The organism is Flavobacterium panacagri, assembly GCF_030378165.1.
Taxonomy (GTDB): Bacteria; Bacteroidota; Bacteroidia; order Flavobacteriales; family Flavobacteriaceae; genus Flavobacterium; species Flavobacterium panacagri.
Window position 1 is genome coordinate 5,707,339 of record NZ_CP119766.1, and the last position, 21,432, is coordinate 5,728,770.

Annotated in this window: 17 protein-coding genes; 6 read left to right on the forward strand and 11 right to left on the reverse strand. The window is 34.4% G+C overall.

Going from position 1 to position 21,432, the window contains the following annotated elements:
- Window positions 1-26: 26 nt before the first annotated feature.
- From P2W65_RS24160 to P2W65_RS24195, 8 genes are all read right to left on the reverse strand, one after another.
- Entirely contained in the window at window positions 27-680 is a 654-nt protein-coding gene (locus P2W65_RS24160; protein ID WP_179002719.1) for a methionine ABC transporter permease MetI, read from the reverse strand.
- Complete coding sequence (gene metN, locus P2W65_RS24165) at window positions 673-1,704, reverse strand: methionine ABC transporter ATP-binding protein MetN (RefSeq protein WP_289662163.1); 1,032 nt, start codon at window positions 1,702-1,704, stop codon at window positions 673-675. The genes P2W65_RS24160 and metN overlap by 8 nt, the downstream gene beginning before the upstream one ends.
- A gap of 307 nt (window positions 1,705-2,011) precedes the next feature.
- Entirely contained in the window at window positions 2,012-3,130 is a 1,119-nt protein-coding gene (nagA, locus tag P2W65_RS24170) for an N-acetylglucosamine-6-phosphate deacetylase (protein WP_289662165.1), read from the reverse strand.
- Between the two features lie 139 nt (window positions 3,131-3,269).
- The gene (locus P2W65_RS24175; protein WP_289662168.1) at window positions 3,270-4,073 is read right to left on the reverse strand and encodes a DUF2490 domain-containing protein; all 804 of its coding nucleotides are present in this window, start codon (window positions 4,071-4,073) and stop codon (window positions 3,270-3,272) included.
- Window positions 4,074-4,508: 435 nt separating this feature from the next.
- A complete protein-coding gene (locus P2W65_RS24180; protein WP_289662171.1) occupies window positions 4,509-5,906 on the reverse strand; it encodes a TolC family protein in 1,398 nt (465 codons plus the stop codon).
- Between the two features lies 1 nt (window position 5,907).
- On the reverse strand, window positions 5,908-7,260 hold the full coding sequence (locus P2W65_RS24185; RefSeq protein ID WP_289662173.1) for an HlyD family secretion protein: 1,353 nt from the start codon (window positions 7,258-7,260) through the stop codon (window positions 5,908-5,910).
- A gap of 2 nt (window positions 7,261-7,262) precedes the next feature.
- Complete coding sequence (locus P2W65_RS24190) at window positions 7,263-8,918, reverse strand: peptidase domain-containing ABC transporter (RefSeq protein WP_289662175.1); 1,656 nt, start codon at window positions 8,916-8,918, stop codon at window positions 7,263-7,265.
- Between the two features lie 101 nt (window positions 8,919-9,019).
- Entirely contained in the window at window positions 9,020-9,379 is a 360-nt protein-coding gene (locus tag P2W65_RS24195) for a hypothetical protein (protein ID WP_289662177.1), read from the reverse strand.
- A gap of 406 nt (window positions 9,380-9,785) precedes the next feature.
- Between P2W65_RS24195 and P2W65_RS24200 the strand changes: the two genes are divergently transcribed.
- Window positions 9,786-10,244 (forward strand): DUF1810 domain-containing protein, encoded by a 459-nt coding sequence (locus P2W65_RS24200; protein WP_289666217.1) that lies wholly within the window; start codon window positions 9,786-9,788, stop codon window positions 10,242-10,244.
- Window positions 10,245-10,541: 297 nt separating this feature from the next.
- Window positions 10,542-11,954, forward strand: a complete 1,413-nt coding sequence (gene pdxR, locus P2W65_RS24205) for a MocR-like pyridoxine biosynthesis transcription factor PdxR (RefSeq protein ID WP_289662179.1) — start codon at window positions 10,542-10,544, stop codon at window positions 11,952-11,954.
- A gap of 137 nt (window positions 11,955-12,091) precedes the next feature.
- Here pdxR and P2W65_RS24210 read toward each other — a convergent pair whose 3' ends face one another.
- Window positions 12,092-12,355 (reverse strand): DUF2024 family protein, encoded by a 264-nt coding sequence (locus P2W65_RS24210; RefSeq protein WP_289662181.1) that lies wholly within the window; start codon window positions 12,353-12,355, stop codon window positions 12,092-12,094.
- A 175-nt stretch (window positions 12,356-12,530) separates the two neighbouring features.
- Here P2W65_RS24210 and P2W65_RS24215 point away from each other — a divergent pair, with 175 nt between their 5' ends.
- Both P2W65_RS24215 and P2W65_RS24220 read left to right on the forward strand, forming a co-directional pair.
- Window positions 12,531-13,262, forward strand: a complete 732-nt coding sequence (locus tag P2W65_RS24215; protein WP_289662183.1) for a YggS family pyridoxal phosphate-dependent enzyme — start codon at window positions 12,531-12,533, stop codon at window positions 13,260-13,262.
- 30 nt (window positions 13,263-13,292) lie between these two features.
- Complete coding sequence (locus P2W65_RS24220; RefSeq protein ID WP_289666219.1) at window positions 13,293-14,006, forward strand: AAA family ATPase; 714 nt, start codon at window positions 13,293-13,295, stop codon at window positions 14,004-14,006.
- A gap of 405 nt (window positions 14,007-14,411) precedes the next feature.
- Here the strand turns inward: P2W65_RS24220 and P2W65_RS24225 are convergent, their stop codons facing one another.
- Complete coding sequence (locus P2W65_RS24225; RefSeq protein ID WP_289662185.1) at window positions 14,412-15,857, reverse strand: glycosyltransferase family 2 protein; 1,446 nt, start codon at window positions 15,855-15,857, stop codon at window positions 14,412-14,414.
- Window positions 15,858-16,366: 509 nt separating this feature from the next.
- Between P2W65_RS24225 and P2W65_RS24230 the strand changes: the two genes are divergently transcribed.
- Together P2W65_RS24230 and P2W65_RS24235 are read left to right on the forward strand one after the other, a co-directional pair.
- Window positions 16,367-16,816 (forward strand): response regulator, encoded by a 450-nt coding sequence (locus P2W65_RS24230; protein WP_289662187.1) that lies wholly within the window; start codon window positions 16,367-16,369, stop codon window positions 16,814-16,816.
- Between the two features lie 12 nt (window positions 16,817-16,828).
- Entirely contained in the window at window positions 16,829-20,842 is a 4,014-nt protein-coding gene (locus P2W65_RS24235) for a PAS domain S-box protein (protein ID WP_289662189.1), read from the forward strand.
- An 84-nt stretch (window positions 20,843-20,926) separates the two neighbouring features.
- Here P2W65_RS24235 and P2W65_RS24240 read toward each other — a convergent pair whose 3' ends face one another.
- Window positions 20,927-21,349 (reverse strand): lipocalin-like domain-containing protein, encoded by a 423-nt coding sequence (locus P2W65_RS24240; protein ID WP_289662190.1) that lies wholly within the window; start codon window positions 21,347-21,349, stop codon window positions 20,927-20,929.
- Window positions 21,350-21,432 lie beyond the last annotated feature (83 nt).

The window sequence follows — 21,432 nt, forward strand, 5'->3', positions numbered from 1 at the left end:
TTTTTTAATTCTAAATTTTTAATTGATTATCGGTGGTCAAATCGTTTTGACAATCGGTCTCCCACAAACTGAATCAGGAATACTAAAAGCACTAATAAAGCCAATACCGAGTTCATCGTCACGGCATCATAACCAATATATCCATATTGATATCCTACTTGTCCAAGTCCGCCCGCTCCAACTGCTCCACCCATTGCAGAATAACCTACAAGAGTAATTAAAGTAATCGATGCTGCATTGATTAACGAAGGCAGTGCTTCTGGCAATAATACTTTATATACAATTTGAAAAGGTGTTGCTCCTAAAGCTCTTGCTGCTTCTATTAATCCTGATGGAAGACCTAACAAACTATTTTCGACCAAACGAGCAATAAATGGCGCTGCACCAATACTCAGCGGCACCAAAGCTGCGCTTACTCCAATTGAAGTTCCAACAATGGCACGCGTAAACGGAATCATCCAAACAATTAAAATAATGAATGGAATTGAACGAAAAACATTTACCAAAACCGATAAAGTCCTATTTAAAAAAGGCTGTTCTAAAATTTGATTTTTACGAGTCAGAAACAATAAAATTCCTGTTGGAAGACCAATTAAAAAACCAAAAAAGCCCGATACAAAAGTCATTACAATGGTTTCCCATGTTCCTTTTAACAATAAATCTATAAGAGAATCAGACATAACCTAAAATTTCTGTTTTTATGTGTTTTGAATTAAAATATTGAATTGCCGCATCGTAATTTTCGCGTTTTCCTGATAATTCAATCAGCATTACACCAAAATTCACTTCGCCTGCCTGATCCATTTGTGCGCTTACGATTTTGAAATCGGTATCGAAAAGTCTTGAAACTTCTGAGATAACGGGTTCGTTAACCGATTTCCCAGTCATTTCCAGTTTCAATAACGGATTAAGGTTTCCGTTATCTTCTTTCTGTAATTTTTCCTGATAAACAGACGGAATTTCAATATGAAGAGAAGATGAAATGAATTCTCTAGTCAATTCATGTTTCGGATCTGCGAATATTTCGCCCACACTTCCCTGCTCAATTAATTTTCCATGACTGATAACGGCCACTTCATCACAAATTGATTTTACCACTTCCATTTGATGCGTAATCAATAAAACGGTAATATTAAGTCGTTTGTTAATGTCTTTCAGTAAATTCAAAATCGATCTTGTGGTTGCAGGATCCAGCGCACTTGTCGCTTCATCGCACAAAAGCACTTTTGGATTATTGGCTAAAGTTCTGGCAATTGCAACACGTTGTTTTTGTCCGCCAGAAAGACTTGCTGGATAGTCATTTGCTTTTTCTGCCAAACCAACCAATTGAAGCAATTCTAAAACTCTAGTTTTAATTTCGGATTTTGAAGTTCCTGCCAATTCCAAAGGAAAAGCAACATTTTCGAAAACCGTTCTCGAAGAAAGCAGATTAAAATGCTGAAAAATCATTCCGATTTGTCTTCTTTCAATTGCCAATTCAGAATTTGATAATTGCATTAAAGCTTTTCCATCTACAATAATTTCGCCCGATGTAGGTCTTTCCAATAAATTCACACAGCGAATTAAAGTACTTTTTCCAGCACCTGAAGTTCCAATTACACCAAAAATTTTTCCAGAAGGAACATGCAGCGAAACATCAGACAAAGCCGATACAATTCTATCTTTCTGATGAAAAGTTTTGGTTACATTTTTTAATTCAATCATTAATTAAGATTTAAAAACAAAAAAGCCTTTCAACTATTTATGAAAGGCTTTTTCAAATAAATTATATCATTTTATATATAAGCCAGATCACTAAATTCCATAGCAATATTACAGCACATCATACTGCTGCTATAATAATTCTTCATATTCTGGTTGTTATTTCTCATTGGTGCTGCAAATTTAAACAGTAATTTTCAATTTTAAAGCAAAAATCTTCAAAACTTTTATTTCCCTATCAAAATTATAGATTATTAAAATAATTGATTATAAACAAATTGCTGTAGATTTTTCTTGATCTTAAGTTTATTTAATAAAAGTTAAATGTTTCTATTTTACTTAAATCAGCATTGAACTGGACAAAACAGGCAGGGAAACCAGCTTGAATTTTTCCGATTTTATCCTGCATACCAATTGCAGCAGCTACTCTTGTGGTTGCCATTTTTATAGCCTCATCTACAGAAACATTCAGATGATTGTAAGCATTCTGCACCGCTTCTGTCATAGATATGGTAGCTCCGGCAAGATTGCCTTCATCATTTCTATAAAAACCATTTTCTAAATGCGCATCAAAATTATCCCATTTAAAATTTTCAACCTTTCGACCTAAAAAAGTAGCATCGCTGATTAGAAAAAATTTATCTTGTTTTAATTTGTAGGCAATTTTTGCCGCAGCGTAATCACAATGTGCACCGTCTAGAATAACTGGCGCATAAACTGCTTCGTTTTCTAAAACAGCTCCAACCAGACCTGGTTCACGATGCCCAAACTGTGTCATAGCATTAAACAAATGTGTTACCAAATTAATTCCTTTTGCAAAATAAGGTTGTGCTTCTTTATGAGTAATAGTAGTATGTCCAATCGAAATGGTAATACCGCTTTCAATAAGCTTATTTAATTGTTCTTCCGTAAAACATTCTGGCGCAATTGTAATGACTTTGATGACATCTTTTCCTTTTTGGATAATCTCTTCCAATTCTTCATCAGTCGGTTTTCGCACTTGGTCAATACTGTGCGCACCACGTCGTAACGGATTTAAAAATGGTCCTTCTAAATGCATTCCAATTACTCCGTTATCATGTTTTTTCATGTAAGCTCGAACGGCTTCGATTCCTTCTAAAATGGTTTCTTTTGAAGAAGATATCAAACAAGGTAAAACATGTGTTGTACCATATTTCAAACTGGCATCGTAAATGTCCTGAATGGTTTCTTCGTTTGGAGTCTGGCTGAAATAAAGTTTTTCTCCGCCATTAATCTGAATATCTATAAATCCTGCTGAAAGATGATTCCCGCCCAAATCAATTTTTTCAATATCGCTTGGAATTTCCTTTTGCACTGAAATAATTTTTCCGTTTTCTACAATTACAACTCCGTTTTCAATTATTTCATCGCCTGTATGTACAACAGCATTTACAATTGCTTGCTTCATGATTTTAATCTTTCTTTATAGGATGATTTATATTTCCAAATTTAAGATGGAAGATTGAATTAATTTATGTTCAAAGCAAAATAATTACTTTTTACATAATCTTACCTTTTTGGTGTTTGAAAAAAAATCGAAAGAAAAATTAATCTGCCCCGCCATCAACACTATCAAAGGTTTCGCGTTCTTTTGGTTTAACACTGTATTTAAGAGAAAACATTGGTCCATAATACACATCAAACTGAGTTCCGTTGGTACGTAATTGCATCTGCCCGATTACACCTGCAAGGAAATGAAGATTTGGTGTAATTCCTGCGCTGTAGTAAACCGACAATCTGAAAATATCGAAATGTTCATCGGCATAATCTTTCGAAGCAAATTTCAGCATCAGCTCTGTGTAATATCCAATATTGGGTGCTAAAAAAATAGGTTTCTCTTTGTTTTGTCTCAAAAAATGATTGACACCAAAACGAGCTCTTAATCTCGGTATGGTTTGATGATTTCCGTTTCGGTCATCAAAAAATTTGGTTTCAAAACGTACCTGTTCGAAAATAGATCCTTTGGGCATGTTTTGAGAAAGTGTTCCCATTATGATCAATCGGTTTTCTAAGGTTTTATAATTTCCTGCTTCTTCAACTGCATATTTCTGATTGTGTGCATATCCGAGCCATAATTTTAAATTTTTAAAACCCGAATACATCAGCCAAGGTCTAATTACTTTTCGCTGTGTGTATTCAAAAGGATTGTCGTTTGTGTAAGCTCCTTGTGTAACTAACTGCACATCGACCTGACCGCTGAGATGCCATTTTTCGATTAATGGAAAGGCTACATCTACTTCTTCAATAGAAGCTGGAATAAATCCCATGGAATACGGAGCATCCTGCGCTTTTAATATCTGCGTCATGAAAATGAAGCCAAAAAAAATCAAACTTCTTTTAAATAAATCCATAGTATTCAATATTAAATTATTGATTATCAAATAGAAATAAGAATCAAATTTAAAGAAAGAAGCAAATCACAAATGAAAAAAGCGGTTTCATATTATAAAATGAAACCATCTTTAAATACGATTTCATAAAAAATGAAGATAAAATATGAGCTCATTTTTGCAAGCTTCGGAGAAGCGAAATATTTATAGAACAATTTAGTTCCATTGAAAAAAAGTTCTGGAGGAGTGAAATATATTATAATTCAAAAAAATGTCGCTCCGCTGGAGCTTTTGTATCAGCAATAAAAACAATTTCTATAAATATTTCGCTTCTCCGAAGCTAATTATTTAAAATCAAAAAGACCATCCAAAACTTTCTTGGATGGCCTCTTTAAAAAAAAATAAACTCTGAAAATTAATAGTATGCAGACAGGTACGAACTGCATATTTTTATAATTAATCTGGATTTGCCAATATTTTATACAATTCGGCATTCGAAATGTAAAACTGATTTTCTAAACTAATCTGAGATAACTTAGCGCTTACCAAATTATTTTCTCTTGAATTGATTAAGAAAATAGAACTTTCTCCAAATGAGAATAGTTTTTCTTCTGAGTTTAACATCGTCATATAATCGGTTACCAAATTATCAATTACGATTTTTTGTCTTCGTAAAGAAGCAATTTCGGTCTGCTGTGCTTTGATTTTATTTTTAAGTTCTAAACGCTGCTGACCAATATCAAACTGCAAATCCTGAATCTTCAATTTTGCCATTTTTAAGTTTCCTCTTTCTTTTCTTAAGAAAATTGGAAAGCTGAAATCGATATTGAATTTATAATCATCGGCATTAAATGTATTCCAATAATTCGGTTCAGAAATATAATTATAACCTACGTTTACTTTTGGCAAAAGCGAGTTGGCTTTCAACTGTCGGTTTACTTCCAAAATATCCATTTTGGTTTCCAAAGACTGTATTTTAGGATGTGAATCCAAAGATTCCACATCGACCATCATGGCATCCGTTCTTAGCGTTTCTTCGATTGTCTGAATTAAATTCTGCTCTGGTTTTACCACATCGCCTAATTCAACTGGAACATTTTCGATCCATAAAAAATTAGACAATTTCAGTTTTGCTTTCGCTAATTTCAAATTTCCGTTCTCCACATTTAACTCTCTGTTTCTAACGGTAATTTTAGCTTCAACGCTGTCAATTGCAGCACCATCACCTGCGTCAATAAGTTTTTTAACACCTTGAAAACGAGTGCTGGCAAAACCTAAATAATTTCTATACAATTCAGCTTCATTGTAACTTCTTCTCCACTCAAAATACGCTTCGCTTGCCTGATACAAAACTTCGATAGCTCTTAGTTTTCGCTGTGCGTCACTTAATTTTATGTTCAGTTTTCCTTCTCTCACATCAGCCATACGCTGATTGATAAACATTCCCTGACCTAAGGCAACAGTAATTCCAAGCGAAGCTAAACCAGCTTCTGGCGTACGATTCTGCGGATTGTAATACTGTCCGTCTGTATCATCAAAACCTGCTTTGATCTCTACTCCGTACCAAGTTGGAATTTTGAAACTGCTGTTTAGTAACGAATAATATTCTGTGCCTTTAAATTCTTTCTTATTGTAATCTACTTCAATTTTTGGATCAAATCCGCCTCGCGCAGCCATTAATTTAGCCTGCGCATTGGTCACTTCAAGATTGGCTTGTTTTACCAGCGGATGGTATTTTTTGACATATCCCAAAAACTCGCTGAAAGTAAGTTCTTCTTGATTAAAGTTCTGACTTTGAAGCGAAGAAAAACTAAGCAACAATAAGAAAGAAAACATTTTTACAAGATTTCTCATTTTACTTTTTCTCCTTTCCTTTTGCTTCTTTTTCTCCTGAATTATAATAATTTGGCGGGAAACCATTTAAGTTTCGCCAAATCTCATACCATACCGAAACGGTTTCCAGCAATGCAATACTTTGCGCACCGGCACCAATACTCAATTCTTTTGGCCAGTGACGATCTTCTCCATCTGGCGAAACTAAAATTCGGTATTTTCCATTCGAACTGATAAAGTTTTCAATTGCAACCACTTTACCACCGTAAGTTCCGTAAGATAATCCCGGCCAGCCAGAAAATACAATTCGCGGCCATCCGTCAAACCAAACACGAACTTTTGCACCACGGTGAACCAATGGTAAATCGATAGGATCTACATAGGTTTCTACCGCAATATCATAACTAGAAGGCATAATACTTACTACTGGAGTTCCTTCTTTTATCGTTTCTCCAAGACCTGCTAATAAAGCACGGTTTACATAACCGCTTTGTGGTGCTGTAATGTAATACAAACCGTTTCTTAATCTGTAATTAGTATACTGATTTTCTAACTTATTTACCTGAGCTTCTGTATCGTATTGGGTACTTAATGCCGTAAATTTATCACTTCTGGATTTTGAAATTTTCTCCGCATATTCAGCTGTAATTCTGTTGATCTCCACTTTCGCATTGATCAATTCATTTCTACTGCTCAATAATTTATTTTCCTGCGTAATAATATACGCTTCCGATTCCTGCAGTTTTAACCTTTTCTGCTCGACGTCTGTCATTGGCTTTAAGCCTTCTTTATTTAAAGCTGTTGAACGGTCAAATTGTGTTTGTGCAATTCGGAGCTGCGTTCTTACCGCAACCAAATCCATACTGTCGCTTTTTATTTTCAGTCTTGCTTGTCTTATTTTATTTCCCGCTTGTTCCAATTTCAATTGTCTTTCAGTATTCAAAGACTGTGCTTGAACATCAAGAGAGTTGACTTTATCGCCGTACGATTCAACGGCCATTTTTTTAGCATCAACTTGTTGTTTGGTATTTCCAACCAAATTCGGATCCAGGTAATCTTCTTTGATCTCCGAAATAAAAAGGATTGTATCTCCTTTTTTTACATAATCTCCTTCTTTTACAAACCATTTTTCAATTCGTCCTGCAATAGCATTATGAACTGTCTGTGGTCTTTGATCTGGTTTTAAAGTCGTTACAGAACCGCTTCCCGAAATATTTTGTGTCCACGGTAGAAAAAGGCAGCAAACACAGAAGATCAAAAATCCGATTATGACTTTATTTAAAATTCTATAATGAGGTCTGCGGGCAACACTTGTAATCGATTTGTATTGACCCGGAGTTATAAGTACGTTATTATCTTTAGATATATTGAGCATGATTAAAGCTTTATGTCGTTAATAATTTTTCCGTCATCAATCGTGATCATACGACTGCATTTGCTCTTCCAAACATCACTTTTAGAAGTTACAATTACCGTCCAGTCATTTTCTTCGGAAAGTAAAAAATCAACAATTTTATTCGAAGTCAATTCATCCATTTTATCCACTGGATCTTCTAAGAATAAGATATTTGGTTTACCCACAATACTTCTTGCCAAAAGAATTTTTTGCACATCAGAAGCAGAAAGTTCACGTCCTCCCGGATGAATTTGATTTTCTAATCCATTCTCGAAAGTTTTGATGTAAGGCGTAAGCCCAACATTATCTAAAGCCCATTTTAAATCGTCGCTGTTTAAAGTTTCATTTCCAAAAACAATATTCTCGCGAATTGTTCCTGCAAATAAGGTATCGCCCTGAAGAAACGTTCCTGCCTGAGCTCTATAGGTGTCTTCGCTTAAGCGATTCATATAATTATCTGTCACATACATGGCACCGCTTTCTGGCTCTAAAACTCCAGATAAAAGTCTTAGCAAAGTACTTTTTCCAGCTCCGTTGGTACCCGAAAGAATAATTTTTTCTCCCTGAGAAATTTTCAGGTTGATGTTCTTAAGCGACTTTTTATTGTGGTCTGGATAATTGTAATTGATGCTTTCGGTTTCAATGTTAATTCCTTTTTCTGTTTTACCAGAAGTTTCTGGAATACATGAAATTTCCATATCCGTTACCTGCCCGATTTTTTCAACCGAAGTTAAAACATCATAGAAAGATTCCAATCCGAAAATGATTTTTTCTACAGAGTTAATCAAAAGTACAATTACGATCTCAGCTGCTACGAACTGCCCTATGTTCATTTGGTGGTGAATTACCAGAAAACCACCGATCGACAATAAGGCAGCAGTAACAATTACTTTAAAAATAGTCAGCTGAATGTATTGTTTTTTCATTACCTGAAAGTGCTTTTCACGGTAATTGATGTAGCTGCTTACATAGCCATCATTTCTATCCAAAGCATAGTCAAAAGCTGCTTTTTTGCGGAAACTTTCACGGTTCCGTGCAATTTCCTGAAGCCAAGCCGCCACTTTATATTTAAACTTCGATTCGTTCAAACTGGTTTCTAAACCATCTTTATAAGAAAATTTAAAAATAACCCATAAGATAACTATGAAAAGAAGTCCAATTACCATAAAGAAAGAATGGTAAAGTACTAATAAAATAATCCCCAGACCAACCTGCAGAAATGCAGTACAGAAATCAAGCAGTAATTTTGCCGTTCCCTTCTGCACCATCAAAGTATCGAAGAAACGATTGGCTTTTTCTGGAGCATATTCCGTATACAATTCCTTAAATTTAATTAAAGGCATTCTGTAGGCAAACTCAAAAGAAGAACGCACAAAGATTCGTTGCTGTAGATTCTCTACAATACGCAATTGTAAAATAGTTAAAACCCCACCAAAACCAACTCCTATCGTAACTAGAATTACCAGAACAATCCAAGAAACACTAAGCTGTCCGCTTTGAATGAAGTTAATAATAGCCTGAATTCCTAAAGGCAGAGAAAGGTTTACTAAACCCGCAAATGCAGCATAGAAGATAATTTGATATACATCGCGCTTATCGAGCTGCAATAAGTTGTAAAATCGTTTAAATGGTGTCATGAATTTAGATATAAATACAAGATTATTACATAGAATAAATATACGGCAAAAACCGCATTCGAGATTAAGATTTTTTCTTCTTATCCCTAAAAAACAAGTATTTATGAATTCATCCGAGGAGGCGGTATGTCTATTTTACCATGAAAACCAAATGAGAAGTTTGTATTATCAATATACTTTTTTCCTTTCTGTTCGATTAGAAAATACAGGTTAGGCATTATTGATTCTGAAGAAATCAAATATTCCATTAAAGGAATTCCTTTTGCTAATTTGGCCGTTTTAGTATCTTTTGTTTTGTAGTCATCCACTTCTTCTGGAATCCCGTCGCATTTGAAGATTTTTTTCAGAAAATTACAAGTTATTCCTTTTACAGTATAGGTTTCAGCATTATTATTGATGATTCGAATAACCCCATTTGAAATGTTTAAACTGCTAATTAAAAAATAGCCGACTAGCAACACCTGAAGGCATTTACATAAAAAGCTATTTTTAATTTTATTCAACATACTCTAAAAGGCGAAGATTTAAAATTAAATCACTGAAATTGAATTCCAAACTCCAGTGATTTAAGGCAATTATCTTGATTTTTCTGAGCGCGCAAGTTAGAGCCATTTTTTTTCTGGAACATTAAAATAACATTAGAATTTAGAATCATTCAAAACTTTACAAAGAAATTAACAAGACATTCTTACACTCAAACAATTGTCGAAATTATATAAAAACCAAGCATAATTCTATAACTCAAAAATTGGATTGGAGTCTACTTTTGGATATCGAAAATTCGAAGAAAAATAATCCCGAAATTTAAGATAAGTGTTACCTGAAATAGAAACCCGATTTACAAACCATTTAATAGATGATCTCAATATGATTTATGCAAAAAATGATTTGACCCGATTTTTAGACGCCCAAAACAAATTGTACTTAACGGCCTATTCTGAGCTTAAGAAAGGTAAAAAAGAAACCAATTGGATGTGGTTCATTTTTCCCCAAATTCAAGGTTTAGGAAAAAGTACTCTTTCTGATTATTATGCTGTAGCTAATTTAGAAGAAGCAACAGCCTATCTTAATCATCCCGTTTTAGCAAAACACTTAATTGAGATTTCGAAGTTATTACTGACTTTCAAAAAGAAATCCGCCGAAGGTATTCTAGGCGAACTTGACGCTCGAAAACTGCATTCGTCTATGAGCTTGTTTGTTCAGGTAGAAAATGCTAATCCAGTTTTTCAAGAAGTTCTGGATACTTTTTTCTACGGTCATTTAGATCAAATGACTTTAAACTTTACTAAAAAAACTGTTGTCCTGCCAGAGACAGTACTTTCTTAATACTCTTAGAAATCTGAAAAAGCGGTTGTCTCAAAAAATGAGATGACCGTTTTTTTTATAAAAATAAGGCGCAGAAAAAAATCTGCAGCTCAATTTCTTATTTCGAGTCAAAATACTACTTTTTTAGCAGCTATTACATCTGAAGTTATTTATCCTTTTAAAAACCACAAAACCTTTTAAAATACTGAATATAAGTTTATTTCGCATAGAAAAGATTTAAAAGGTATTTTTCACTTATAATTATTGTAAATTTGGACTATCTAAACCAATTTAAAAACCCAAAAATAACCAGTCCAGATGCTTCGTCCTTGGCCATTAGAAATTCAGCTTGACAAAAAATCAGATAAAGCGATTTACCTTCAAATTGCCGATGCCGTAATTGATGCGATAAAAACTGGAAAGTTAATTGGCGGAAACGCGCTTCCTGGAAGCAGACAGCTTGCCGAACTATTAAAGGTCAATCGAAACACTGTAGTGGAAGCTTTAGACGTTTTAATTGCCGAAGGCTGGCTGATCTCAGTTGACCGAAAAGGAACTTTTGTAACGCATTCACTTCCAAAATTTTCCCTTCTTTCTGAAAATAAAAAAGAACAACCAACTGTTATTGAAGAATCTAAAAGTTATTTAGTTTTTGATGACGGTCTTCCCGACAGCCGATTGGCACCAATGAATGATCTCGCGAGAGCCTACAGAGAATTATTCAGCCGAAAATCACGCTGGCAGATTATGGGGTACAGCAGTGAACTGGGAAATCCCGAATTCAGAAAAGCGATTGCCCAAATGCTGAATTTTAAACGAGGCATGAGTGTTTCGCAGGATCAAATCTGTATTACCCGCGGCAGCCAGATGGCTATGTATCTTGCTTCGCATTGCATTTTAAAATCGGGAGATTTTGTGTTAGTTGAAAATCCTGGCTACAAACCTGCTTGGGAAACTTTTGAAAATGCTGGGGCAAAACTACTTCCAGTAGACTTAGAGGCTGACGGATTAAATATCAATCAGGTTGAAGAATATCTGCTAAAGCATGAAAACGTAAAAGCGATTTATGTAACACCTCATCATCAGTTTCCAACTACCGTAACTTTGTCTTTAAAAAAGAGATTAAAACTTATCGAATTATCCAACCAATATGGTTTTACGATTATTGAAGACGATTACGATAATGAGTTTCATTTTGGACAACGCCCAATTTTGCCGCTTTCCAGTTATTCGGCTTTAAAAAATTACATCTATATTGGAACCTTCAGTAAAATTGTGGCGCCGGCTTTACGTATTGGTTATTTGGCAACTTCATCTGAAAACATTCAGAAAATAGCCAAACACAGAAAAATCATTGATGTTCAAGGTGACAATATTATGGAAGAAGCGGTTTTAAACCTCATCAACGAAGGTAAAATAAAACGTCATCTTAAAAAAGCTAATCTGGTTTACAAAAGCAAAAGAGATTATTTTGAAAATCTCTTAAACCAATATCTCCAAAATAAAATTACTTTCATAAAACCCGAAGGCGGACTTGCTTTTTGGATTGTTCCTAATGCTGAAATTAATGTTTTACAGGTCTATGAAAAACTAAAATCGCAGGGTATTCAGATTATGAATCCGGAAAGATTTAGCTTCAGCGAAACGATAAAAGGATTTCGTTTAGGTTATGCTTCTCTTTCAGAAAAACAAATGGAAGAAGGGATTAAGTCGCTTGCCAAGCTTTTGTAAAAAGCCTATTTACAACACCCCATGTTTAGACGCGGATTTTACGGATTTGCTATCGCAAAGACGCGGAAAATTACGGATTTTTAAATCTGCGTCAATCAGCGTTTTCGCGATAGCGGATCCGTTTTATCCGTGTGTCATTAATTACAGTTTTCCATTTCAATAATAGAAAACCCATTTTCTCGAATTTGGTTTTCAACCTCAATCGGTGCTTTATCAATATGGCAGAAACGGCATTCTTTAGACGATAAAGTCTGTCCTTCTTGCGCTACAGTTTTTAGGTATATTTTACCATATTCATACACTTGTTCGGCATCATTGACATTTTCATCAACCAAAATATCAAAGTGCATTATTTTTCCGTCTTTGCGGGTTACATAAGTATCCCAAACTGCTATTTTCATTTTTTTTCTTTTTAAAGATTCTAAGCTACTAAGTAGCTATCCCGATAACTATCGGGACTAAGTTTTTACTCTGCAAATTTAGATTGGTTTTAAAATTGCGAAATCATCCAGTTTTTTCATTTTTTGAAATATACTGGTCTAGTAAAATTTTCATGCTTAAACCTAATTTTACAGCATGAAAAACGAAATCATTTTTAATTTACTAAAGGTGCATCAACGGATTGAAAATGCCTGCATAGCTTCTGGAAGAAATCCGTCTGATGTTCAGCTTTTACTGGCTACAAAAACAGTTCCGGCAGACCGGATCAAAATTGCCATTGAAGCTGGAGAAACTTTAATGGGCGAAAACAAAATGCAGGAATTTCGGGATAAAGATACTGCATTGAAACATCTTCCTATCGAACGTCACTTTATTGGACATCTTCAAACCAATAAAGTAAAAGATGTTCTCAAATATGCGAGCTGTATTCAATCTCTTGACCGCTTGAATCTGGCTGATGAATTACACAAACAGCTTCTAAATCAAAACAGGAAACTGGATGTTTTTGTGCAGGTAAATACTTCTTATGAAGAAAGTAAATTCGGTCTGGAACCTTCATCTGTTTTGGATTTCATCAAAAAAATAAAATCGTACGAAACTTTAAACATTAAAGGTTTAATGACCATAGGTTTATTGGATGTTGAGAAAGAAAAAATGATTCCGTCCTTAAGACTTTTAAGAACGATTCGGGATGAAATTTATTCGGAAGGAATTGAAGGTTTACAAGATTTAAAACTTTCGATGGGAATGTCTCAGGATTTGGAACTAGCTATTGCCGAAGGCTCCAATATGGTTCGAATTGGTACTTCGATCTTTGGAAACCGCTTTCTCGGAAAAGAAATCTGGAACGAAAACATTGCAGAATAAAACTTAATTTTGCAGCAAATTAAACAGCAGATGAACCTGAATGATCTTACAGTAAACGATACCGAAAAAATTGCTTTAGACGATTTGTTCTTTAGCAATGAAAACAAAACTACTTTATTACAGATTATCAAAGAACACCAATATATAGAAGAACTTAAAAAGTATAATCTTAAAGTTGATAATAAAATTCTACTGCACGGAAGTTCCGGCTGCGGTAAAACGACAACGGCAAAAGCGATTGCTCATACGCTAAACAAAAAGATTATTATTGTTAACCTCAGCACCATAATCGACTCTAGAATTGGTGAAACTTCAAAAAATCTAAAAGCAATTTTTGACAAAACAATCCGTGAAAGAGCAGTTTTATTTTTGGACGAATTTGATCAAATCGGAAAAAGCCGTGACAGCGACGATAAAGACGTTGGAGAAATGCGACGTTTGGTAAATACGATTATCCAGCTTTTTGATTATTTTCCTGCTGATAGTTTATTGATTTGTGCTACGAATCATTACGAAATCATTGACAGTGCTTTGCTTAGAAGATTTCAGCTTCGTTTGAAATATGAAATGCCAGCAGACGATCAGCTGAATGTTTATTATGATAAAATTTTGAGCGGATTTCCGTCAGAATATCAAAACATCAAAAGACATTATGCAATCTCTTATGCTGAAGCTCTGGATTATATTCATACCACAATGAAAAAGCAGATTATTGCATCATTAGATTTAAATCAAAACACATAATGACAAACCATATAAAAATGACAACAATTGTTCCGTAGCAACATTTCATCGGTAAAAAAATCAAAACGCATTAAAAACAATCCATCTACAGACAGCGACAATTGTTCCGTAGGAACATTTCATCGGTAGAAAAAAAATATATTGATATTCATTTTTTTTTTTCCGTAGGAACGTTTCATTTTGACATTGTTTTTTTAATTATCCAATACATCAAACGTTCCTACGGAACGTAAATGTCTAGGGGTTATCATTTTTTTACCAATGAAACATTCCTACGGAATGATTGCTGAACATAAAAAATGAAAAGCTATGCTTTCCATACAAACATAATAAAGGGGTTGTATCAAAATTGATACAACCCCTTTTTCTTGGGTGGAGTTTTATATAGAAATATAGTGTACTAAATTATAAACCTCTTGTCAACCAGCCTTTTTTATTTGCTGTTGCAATAGCATAAGGTGCAATCCAGAATAAACTGAAAGTGTAGAAAACACTGTATGAATAGGCCCAGAAAGACTCAGCCAAATTGTATCTTTTGGCATAGAACAACATTGAAAAACTAGAGAAAATTAAAATTGCCAAGAATGTTGAACTTATGAACAATATTGGATGGATTGCAATAAAGTAGAACATAAATAAGATAAAAGGATATGTCATTGCGATTTTAAAGAATTGATTAGCGAATAACATTCTCGCTCCAAATTTTGATCCTTTTCTAAAATCTGTGAAAACATATTTTGCCATCATCAGGTTTTCACGAACGTTACTTCTCGCCCATCTAATGAACATTTTATATAATCCTTTGTATTCTTCAGGAACATTAGTCAATACCACTGCGTTTCTTTGGAATTTAACTTCAAAACCTTGTTTCAAAATCATATTAGTCAAAGCACGATCTTCTCCAATATCTGATGGTTCTCCCATAAAAGTCTGATTGATCCATTCTGGAAGACAGTTGAATACTGCATCTCTTTTATACGCTGCCAAAGCTCCCGGAGTACATAATACAGATCCTAATTCGCTTTCAGCAGAACGTTGGAATTCAAAACTCATTACAAAACTTACATTCAGCATTTTTGGTAAAATAGCCGATTTGTTGTTTAAAACCTGAACGTTTCCTGCAACAGCACCGCATTTTTTGTTTACCACAAACGGACTAACTAAGTTTCTCAAAGTATCTTTTTTCACAATAGAATCACTGTCAACCGTTACAAAGATTTCTCCTGTTCCTAGTTTAAATCCTCTGTACAAAGCCTGACGTTTTCCTTGGTTTTTTGGCTGCTGGAAAATCGTTACACGATCTCCTAATTTTGCTTTGGCTTCCTGCATCCAGTACCAAGTATCATCTTTACTTCCATCGTCAATAGCTAAAAGCTGTAATTTTTCTGCTGGATAATCACTGTCTGCAAGACTTAATAAAGTATCCCAAACTAATTTTCCTTCGTTGTAAGCCGGAACGATAATCGTACAAGTTGGCAGTAAATCATCTGAAACAGATTCGATTGGTTTGTATCTTAAATACAAGTATGAACTGTACAAGAAAACCCCTGTTTGATAAAAGAACAAAATCGTTGTGATGATTAAAAATGGTAATCCCCAAGTTGAAGCGATTCTTTCAAAATGAAATTGTTCGAAATCGTCTTGCAAAAGATACACTGCATAACCTCCTGCCAGCATTAGCACAAATGTTCCAATAAGAACAGCTAATCCAAACGGACTTGTCGGTCTTTCTACGTGTATTTTTTTTGATTTTTCTTTAGTTCCGAAAATAGAACTGTTTACTGATTTTTTGCTGATAGCCGAACTTCCGTTCGAATAAAATTGTTCTGAGATAAATGTTTCGCTTTCCATGCTTATACTCCTTTTTTTGATTGCTTAATTATGGCTTTTAGTAAAATCTTTTCTTTTCTGATTTATTGATGACTCGTATGGGAGAAACAATAAAAAACTAACACATCAAAGATTTTGACATAAACATAATTTGCAAGCGGCGTGCCAATACGGTTTAAAGCTGGTATAGAGCATTTTATAAAAAATAAACCCAAAAATAGTGTATAATTATTTTACACTTTATGGATACAGTAAACAATAGAACTGTGTTTTTTGAAAAAAAAAGGCCGGATTTTGGCGGGATTTCTAGAGATTGGGTACTCTTTTATTGACTTATTTTGTCAGAGGACTGCAGAAATATTTCAAACGTATTTTTTAAAATAAAATTGCATCTATTTAAGAAAATCTATTTTGGCTGTTTAAAAATTTTGCTTTCCAAAAAAACATTCTTCCTAAAAAAACAGAAAATCTGATCGAAAAAAGTTAAATTTATCGAAACAAATATAACCCTAAATTGAGAATATAAGAAAATGAATACAGAGCGTTATAATCTTTTACTAGCTGATGACGATGATGATGACTGTCTTTTCTTTAAAGAAGCTCTCGACGAAACTTCAATTAATGCAGCTCTTACTATAGTCCATGATGGGGTACAATTAATGGACTATTTAAAAACAAACACTTCAAATAATTTTCCTGATGTACTTTTCCTTGATTTAAACATGCCTAGAAAAAATGGTTTAGAATGTTTGGCAGAAATAAAGACAGATGAAAAATTAAAGGAACTGCCCGTTATTATTTTTTCGACTTCATTAGACAGCGAAATTGTAAACAACTTATACAAAAATGGTGCTTCGTATTATATTCGAAAACCTGGCGATTTTTCGAAATTGAAAAAGGTAATCGAAATTGCCTTAACTACTGCATCTGAGAATAATTTCAAACAGCCCGAAAGAGCTCATTTCATTCTGCAACCCTAAATCTTCTCTGGAATGAACCGCAACAAAAAGGAACATTATTTTCTTTCCGGAGGAGGAGAAATGGGAAGCCTAATACGTTCCGCAGATTGGAGCAAAACTCCTTTGGGTAATCCAGAAAAATGGCCGCAAAGTTTAAAAACTATGACTGCCATGATACTTGGCAATCCTTTTGGAATGTACATTGCATGGGGCAAAAATTATACGCAGTTATACAACGATGCTTTCCGTCCAATTTTGGGTGTCTCAAAACATCCTGAAGCTTTAGGTAGCAGCTCTCAAAATACATTTGGAGAAATCTGGGATACAATCGGCCCAATGTTTGCCGATGTTATGAAAGGAAAAGCGGTAAGTTTCCCTGATTTTAAAGTTTCACTTCATCGAAACGGTTATACGGAAGACTGCTTTTTTGATTTTTCGTATAGTCCCATCAAAATAGAAGACGGTTCTGTTGGTGGTATTTTAGTTACTGTAATTGAAACCACAGAAAAGAAAATTGTTGCCGATGCATTACAGGAAAGTAATGCACGATTCGTAAATAATATCATGCAGGCACCGGTTGCAATGTGTATTTTTAGAGGAAAAAATCATGTAGTTGAAATCGCCAATGAACAAATGATTGAGCTCTGGGAAACAACAGAAAACAATATTATCAATAAACCAATTTTTGAAACGATCCCTGAATTAAGGGAACAAGGCCTTGAAGAAATTCTTCAGAACGTTTTTACAACTGGTAAAAAAATCACAACAGATGAGCTTTTTGTCCAACTCAGTCGAAATGGACAAACTGAAAATACTTATGTTAATTTTGTTTACGAAGCCCTTAGAGAAGCAGATGGAACAATTTCTGGCGTTGCTGCAATTGCAACCGAAGTTACTGCTCAGGTTTTGGCACGTTCTAAAGTGGAAGAAAGTGAACAAAAAATTCGTCAATTGGTAGAAAATACGCCTTTTCCGATCGCAGTTTATGTTGGGAAAGAAATGCGTATCGAACTGGCAAATGATTCTATTATAAAGATTTGGGGAAAAGGCCCAGATGTAATCGGGAAAACTTATAAAGAAATTCTTCCCGAATTAAAAAACCAGTCCATATTTGAACAAGTTGAGGCAGTATTTGAAACAGGACAATCTTTTCATTCTAAAAATACCCGCATTGATATTGTCATAGATAATGTATTGCAGTCTTTTTACTTTGATTACAGTTTTACCCCTTTATATGATATCAATGGTAAAATTTACGGCGTAATGAACACCGCTGCAGAAGTAACCGATTTATATCTGGCCAAACAAAAAATCGAAGAAAGCGACAAACGTTTCCGCAATACCGTAAAACAAGCTCCTGTTGGAATCACCATTCTTCGTGGTTCCGATTATGTAGTCGAAATGGCCAATGAAGCCTATCTAAAATTGATAGACCGAGAAGAAGATACTTTTGCCGGCAGGCCTTTGTATGATTCTCTTCCTGAGGTAAAAGATACAGTCAGTACTTTACTAGATGGTGTTTTAAATACTGGAATTCCTTTTCGTGGAAATGAAGTTCCTGTTCCAATAAACCGATACGGGAAAATTGAAACCTGTTATTTTGACTTTCTTTATCATCCTCTAAAAGAAGAAAGCGGAATTATTTCAGGCATTTTAGTCACTGTCACAGAAGTAAGCGAAAAAGTAGAAGCCCGAAAAAAAATCGAGCTAAACGAAGACCGTCTTAAAATTGTGGTCGAAGCCAGTGAATTAGGAACCTGGGAATTGAATGTTAAAACTAGAAATCCGATTTATTCTAAAAGATACCTAGAAATTATAGGCGGTTACACCGAAGATGTTTCGTTAACACACGAGGAATTACTCGCTCATCTTCATCCTGATGATTTACATGTTAGAAATAAAGGATTTAAAGATGCTTTAAGTTCCGGCTTTTTAAATTATGAAGTCCGTGTGATTTGGAAAGACAAATCGATACATTGGGTGGAAGGAAAAGGTAAAGTTTTTTATGATGAAAACAATGAGCCGGCAAAGCTTATTGGAACAATTCGTGATATTACCGAAGAAAAAAAATACAAGCAGAAAATTGAAGAAAACGAAAAAAAACTGCGAAATCTTATCATGCAGTCGCCTGTGCCAAAAGCAATTTTGCGTGGCGATGACTTTGTAATCGAAATGGCCAATTTTGTGCTGTTAAATAATATCTGGAAAAAAGAAGAAATAGATGTTCAAGGAAAAAAACTATTAGAACTATTTCCAGAATTAGAAGAACAGAAATATGCCAAATTACTGCAACAAGTTTATGAAACAGGAAAAGTATATTCTGAAGCTGAATCACTTCTTTATATTGAAAACGAAAGCAGTCAATTTTATGTAGATTTTGAATTTGCTCCACTTCGTGAAAGTGACGATTCTATTTCGGGAGTCAGAATGACACTTATTGATGTTACTGAAAAAGTCGAAGCCCGAAAAAAAATCGAAGAAAGCGAAATGCGATTCCGTTCCCTGACCGAAAGTATTCCACAGTTAATTTGGGAAACCGATGCTGAAGGAAATGCTTTGTTTACTTCTGGAAAATGGCTGGAATATACTGGAATTCAGCCTGGTGTTGAAGGTTCTTGGGAAGCTATGATTCATCCAGATGATTTTGAAGAAAATGTTAGAATCTGGCAAAATGCACTGGCAACTGGCGAAATGTATCGATGTGATGTGAGAATGCGCAGAAGAGACGGCAGCTACAGATGGCATACCGTTATTGGAGAACCTGTTTACAATATTGAGAATAAAATTATAAAATGGGTGGGCGCTTTTACAGATATTCATACCGAAAAAGCTTTTACACACGAACTGGAACAGCAAGTTACAGCACGAACGAGAGAATTAATCCAGATCAATGAATCGCTCCGAAAAAGTGAAGAACGCTATCATTTAATGGTTGAAGAGATTCAGGAATATGCGATTATATATCTCAACCGAGAGGGTATAATTGAAAACTGGAATGTTGGAGCCGAAAAAATAAAAGGGTATAAAGCAGACGAAATTATAGGGAAATACTTTGCTGTTTTTTATACCAACGAAGATCAAAAAAACAATCTCCCACAAACGCTTTTACAGCGTGCAAGAGACAATGGAAAAGCAATTCATGAAGGCTGGCGTACCCGTAAAAACGGAAATTTATTTTGGGCAAGTGTTGTCATCACCGCTGTTCATAATAAACAGGGAGAAGTAATTGGTTTTTCAAAAGTGACTCACGATTTAACCGATAAAAAAAGAGCAGACGATACTTTAAAATTGAATGCAATGGAGCTCGAGCAGAAAAACAACGAGCTGGAAGAAATGAATAAGGAACTCCAGTCATTTGCTTATATTTCCAGTCATGATTTGCAGGAACCGCTCCGAAAAATACAGACTTTTGCTTCGCAGATTATCGAAAAAGAAGCCGTTAATTTATCTGAAAATGGTTTAGATAAATTCAGAAGAATGCAAAACGCCGCACAGCGAATGCAGACTTTGATTAACGATTTACTTTCGTATTCGAGAACAAACGTCCAAGAACGTATTTTCATCAAAACCGATCTTTCTGAAATTATCGAAGAAGTTAAAGAAGATTTAAAAGAAGAATTGGAGCAAAAAAGTGCTGTTATTGAAGTAGAAAAAACATCAGAAGTTGATGTAATTCCGTTTCAGTTCAAACAGCTATTATACAATTTGATCAGCAACTCATTAAAATTCTCCGACCCAAATGTTCCAATTAAAATCAAAATCACAAGTAAAATAGAGAATGGAAAAGATTTAAATATTGAAAAACTAATTTCCTATAAAAATTACTGCCATATTCAAGTTTCAGACAACGGAATAGGTTTTGAATCGCAGTACAATAAAAAGATTTTTGAAGTTTTTCAGCGTTTACACGGAAGAGACCGTTACAACGGAACTGGAATCGGTCTGGCCATCGTAAAGAAAATTGTAGAAAACCATAACGGAGTTATCACAGCTTCTGGCATTCAGAATGAAGGTGCTTCTTTTGATATTTATATTCCGGTTAACTAAAAATTTTCAAATTCTAAATTTCAATTAAAAAAAACGGAAATAACTTTAGAGCTATTTCCGTTTTTATTTTTTTTAGCAGATCAATTATCTAGAGTAAACTGTAATTACACCAGTTGTTTTATCTTTTAATTTTAACTCTTTGTTGGTGAGGTTCATGATGTCGCTGGTTGTACTAGCGTTACCCACAGTAATTGTTAAATCATTGTGAGATCTTACGTAAGTTCCAGTAGTTTCTACCAATGCGCAATTACTGCCATTATAATCTCCATAAACTGCAGTATTACTTAGTTTTAGTTCTAAATAATCTCCTGGACAGCCAGCCTGATTTGCTGGAGCATCAATTAATACTTCTTGTCCTTGAGCATTAACTGTTCCTGTTTGTCTTAGGTTATATTTTCCTTGTATCGGAATTATTGTTTCCCCTTCATTATCATCGTTACTGCATGATGTTGTGGCGAATAATCCTAAGCTTAAGGCTGATACGAATAATAAATTTCTAGTTTTCATTTTTGTTTGTTTTTTTGTTGATATAATTTAATAATGCTAAATTAAAAGTATATACCTACAAAAAATTTCATGATTTAAAGAAT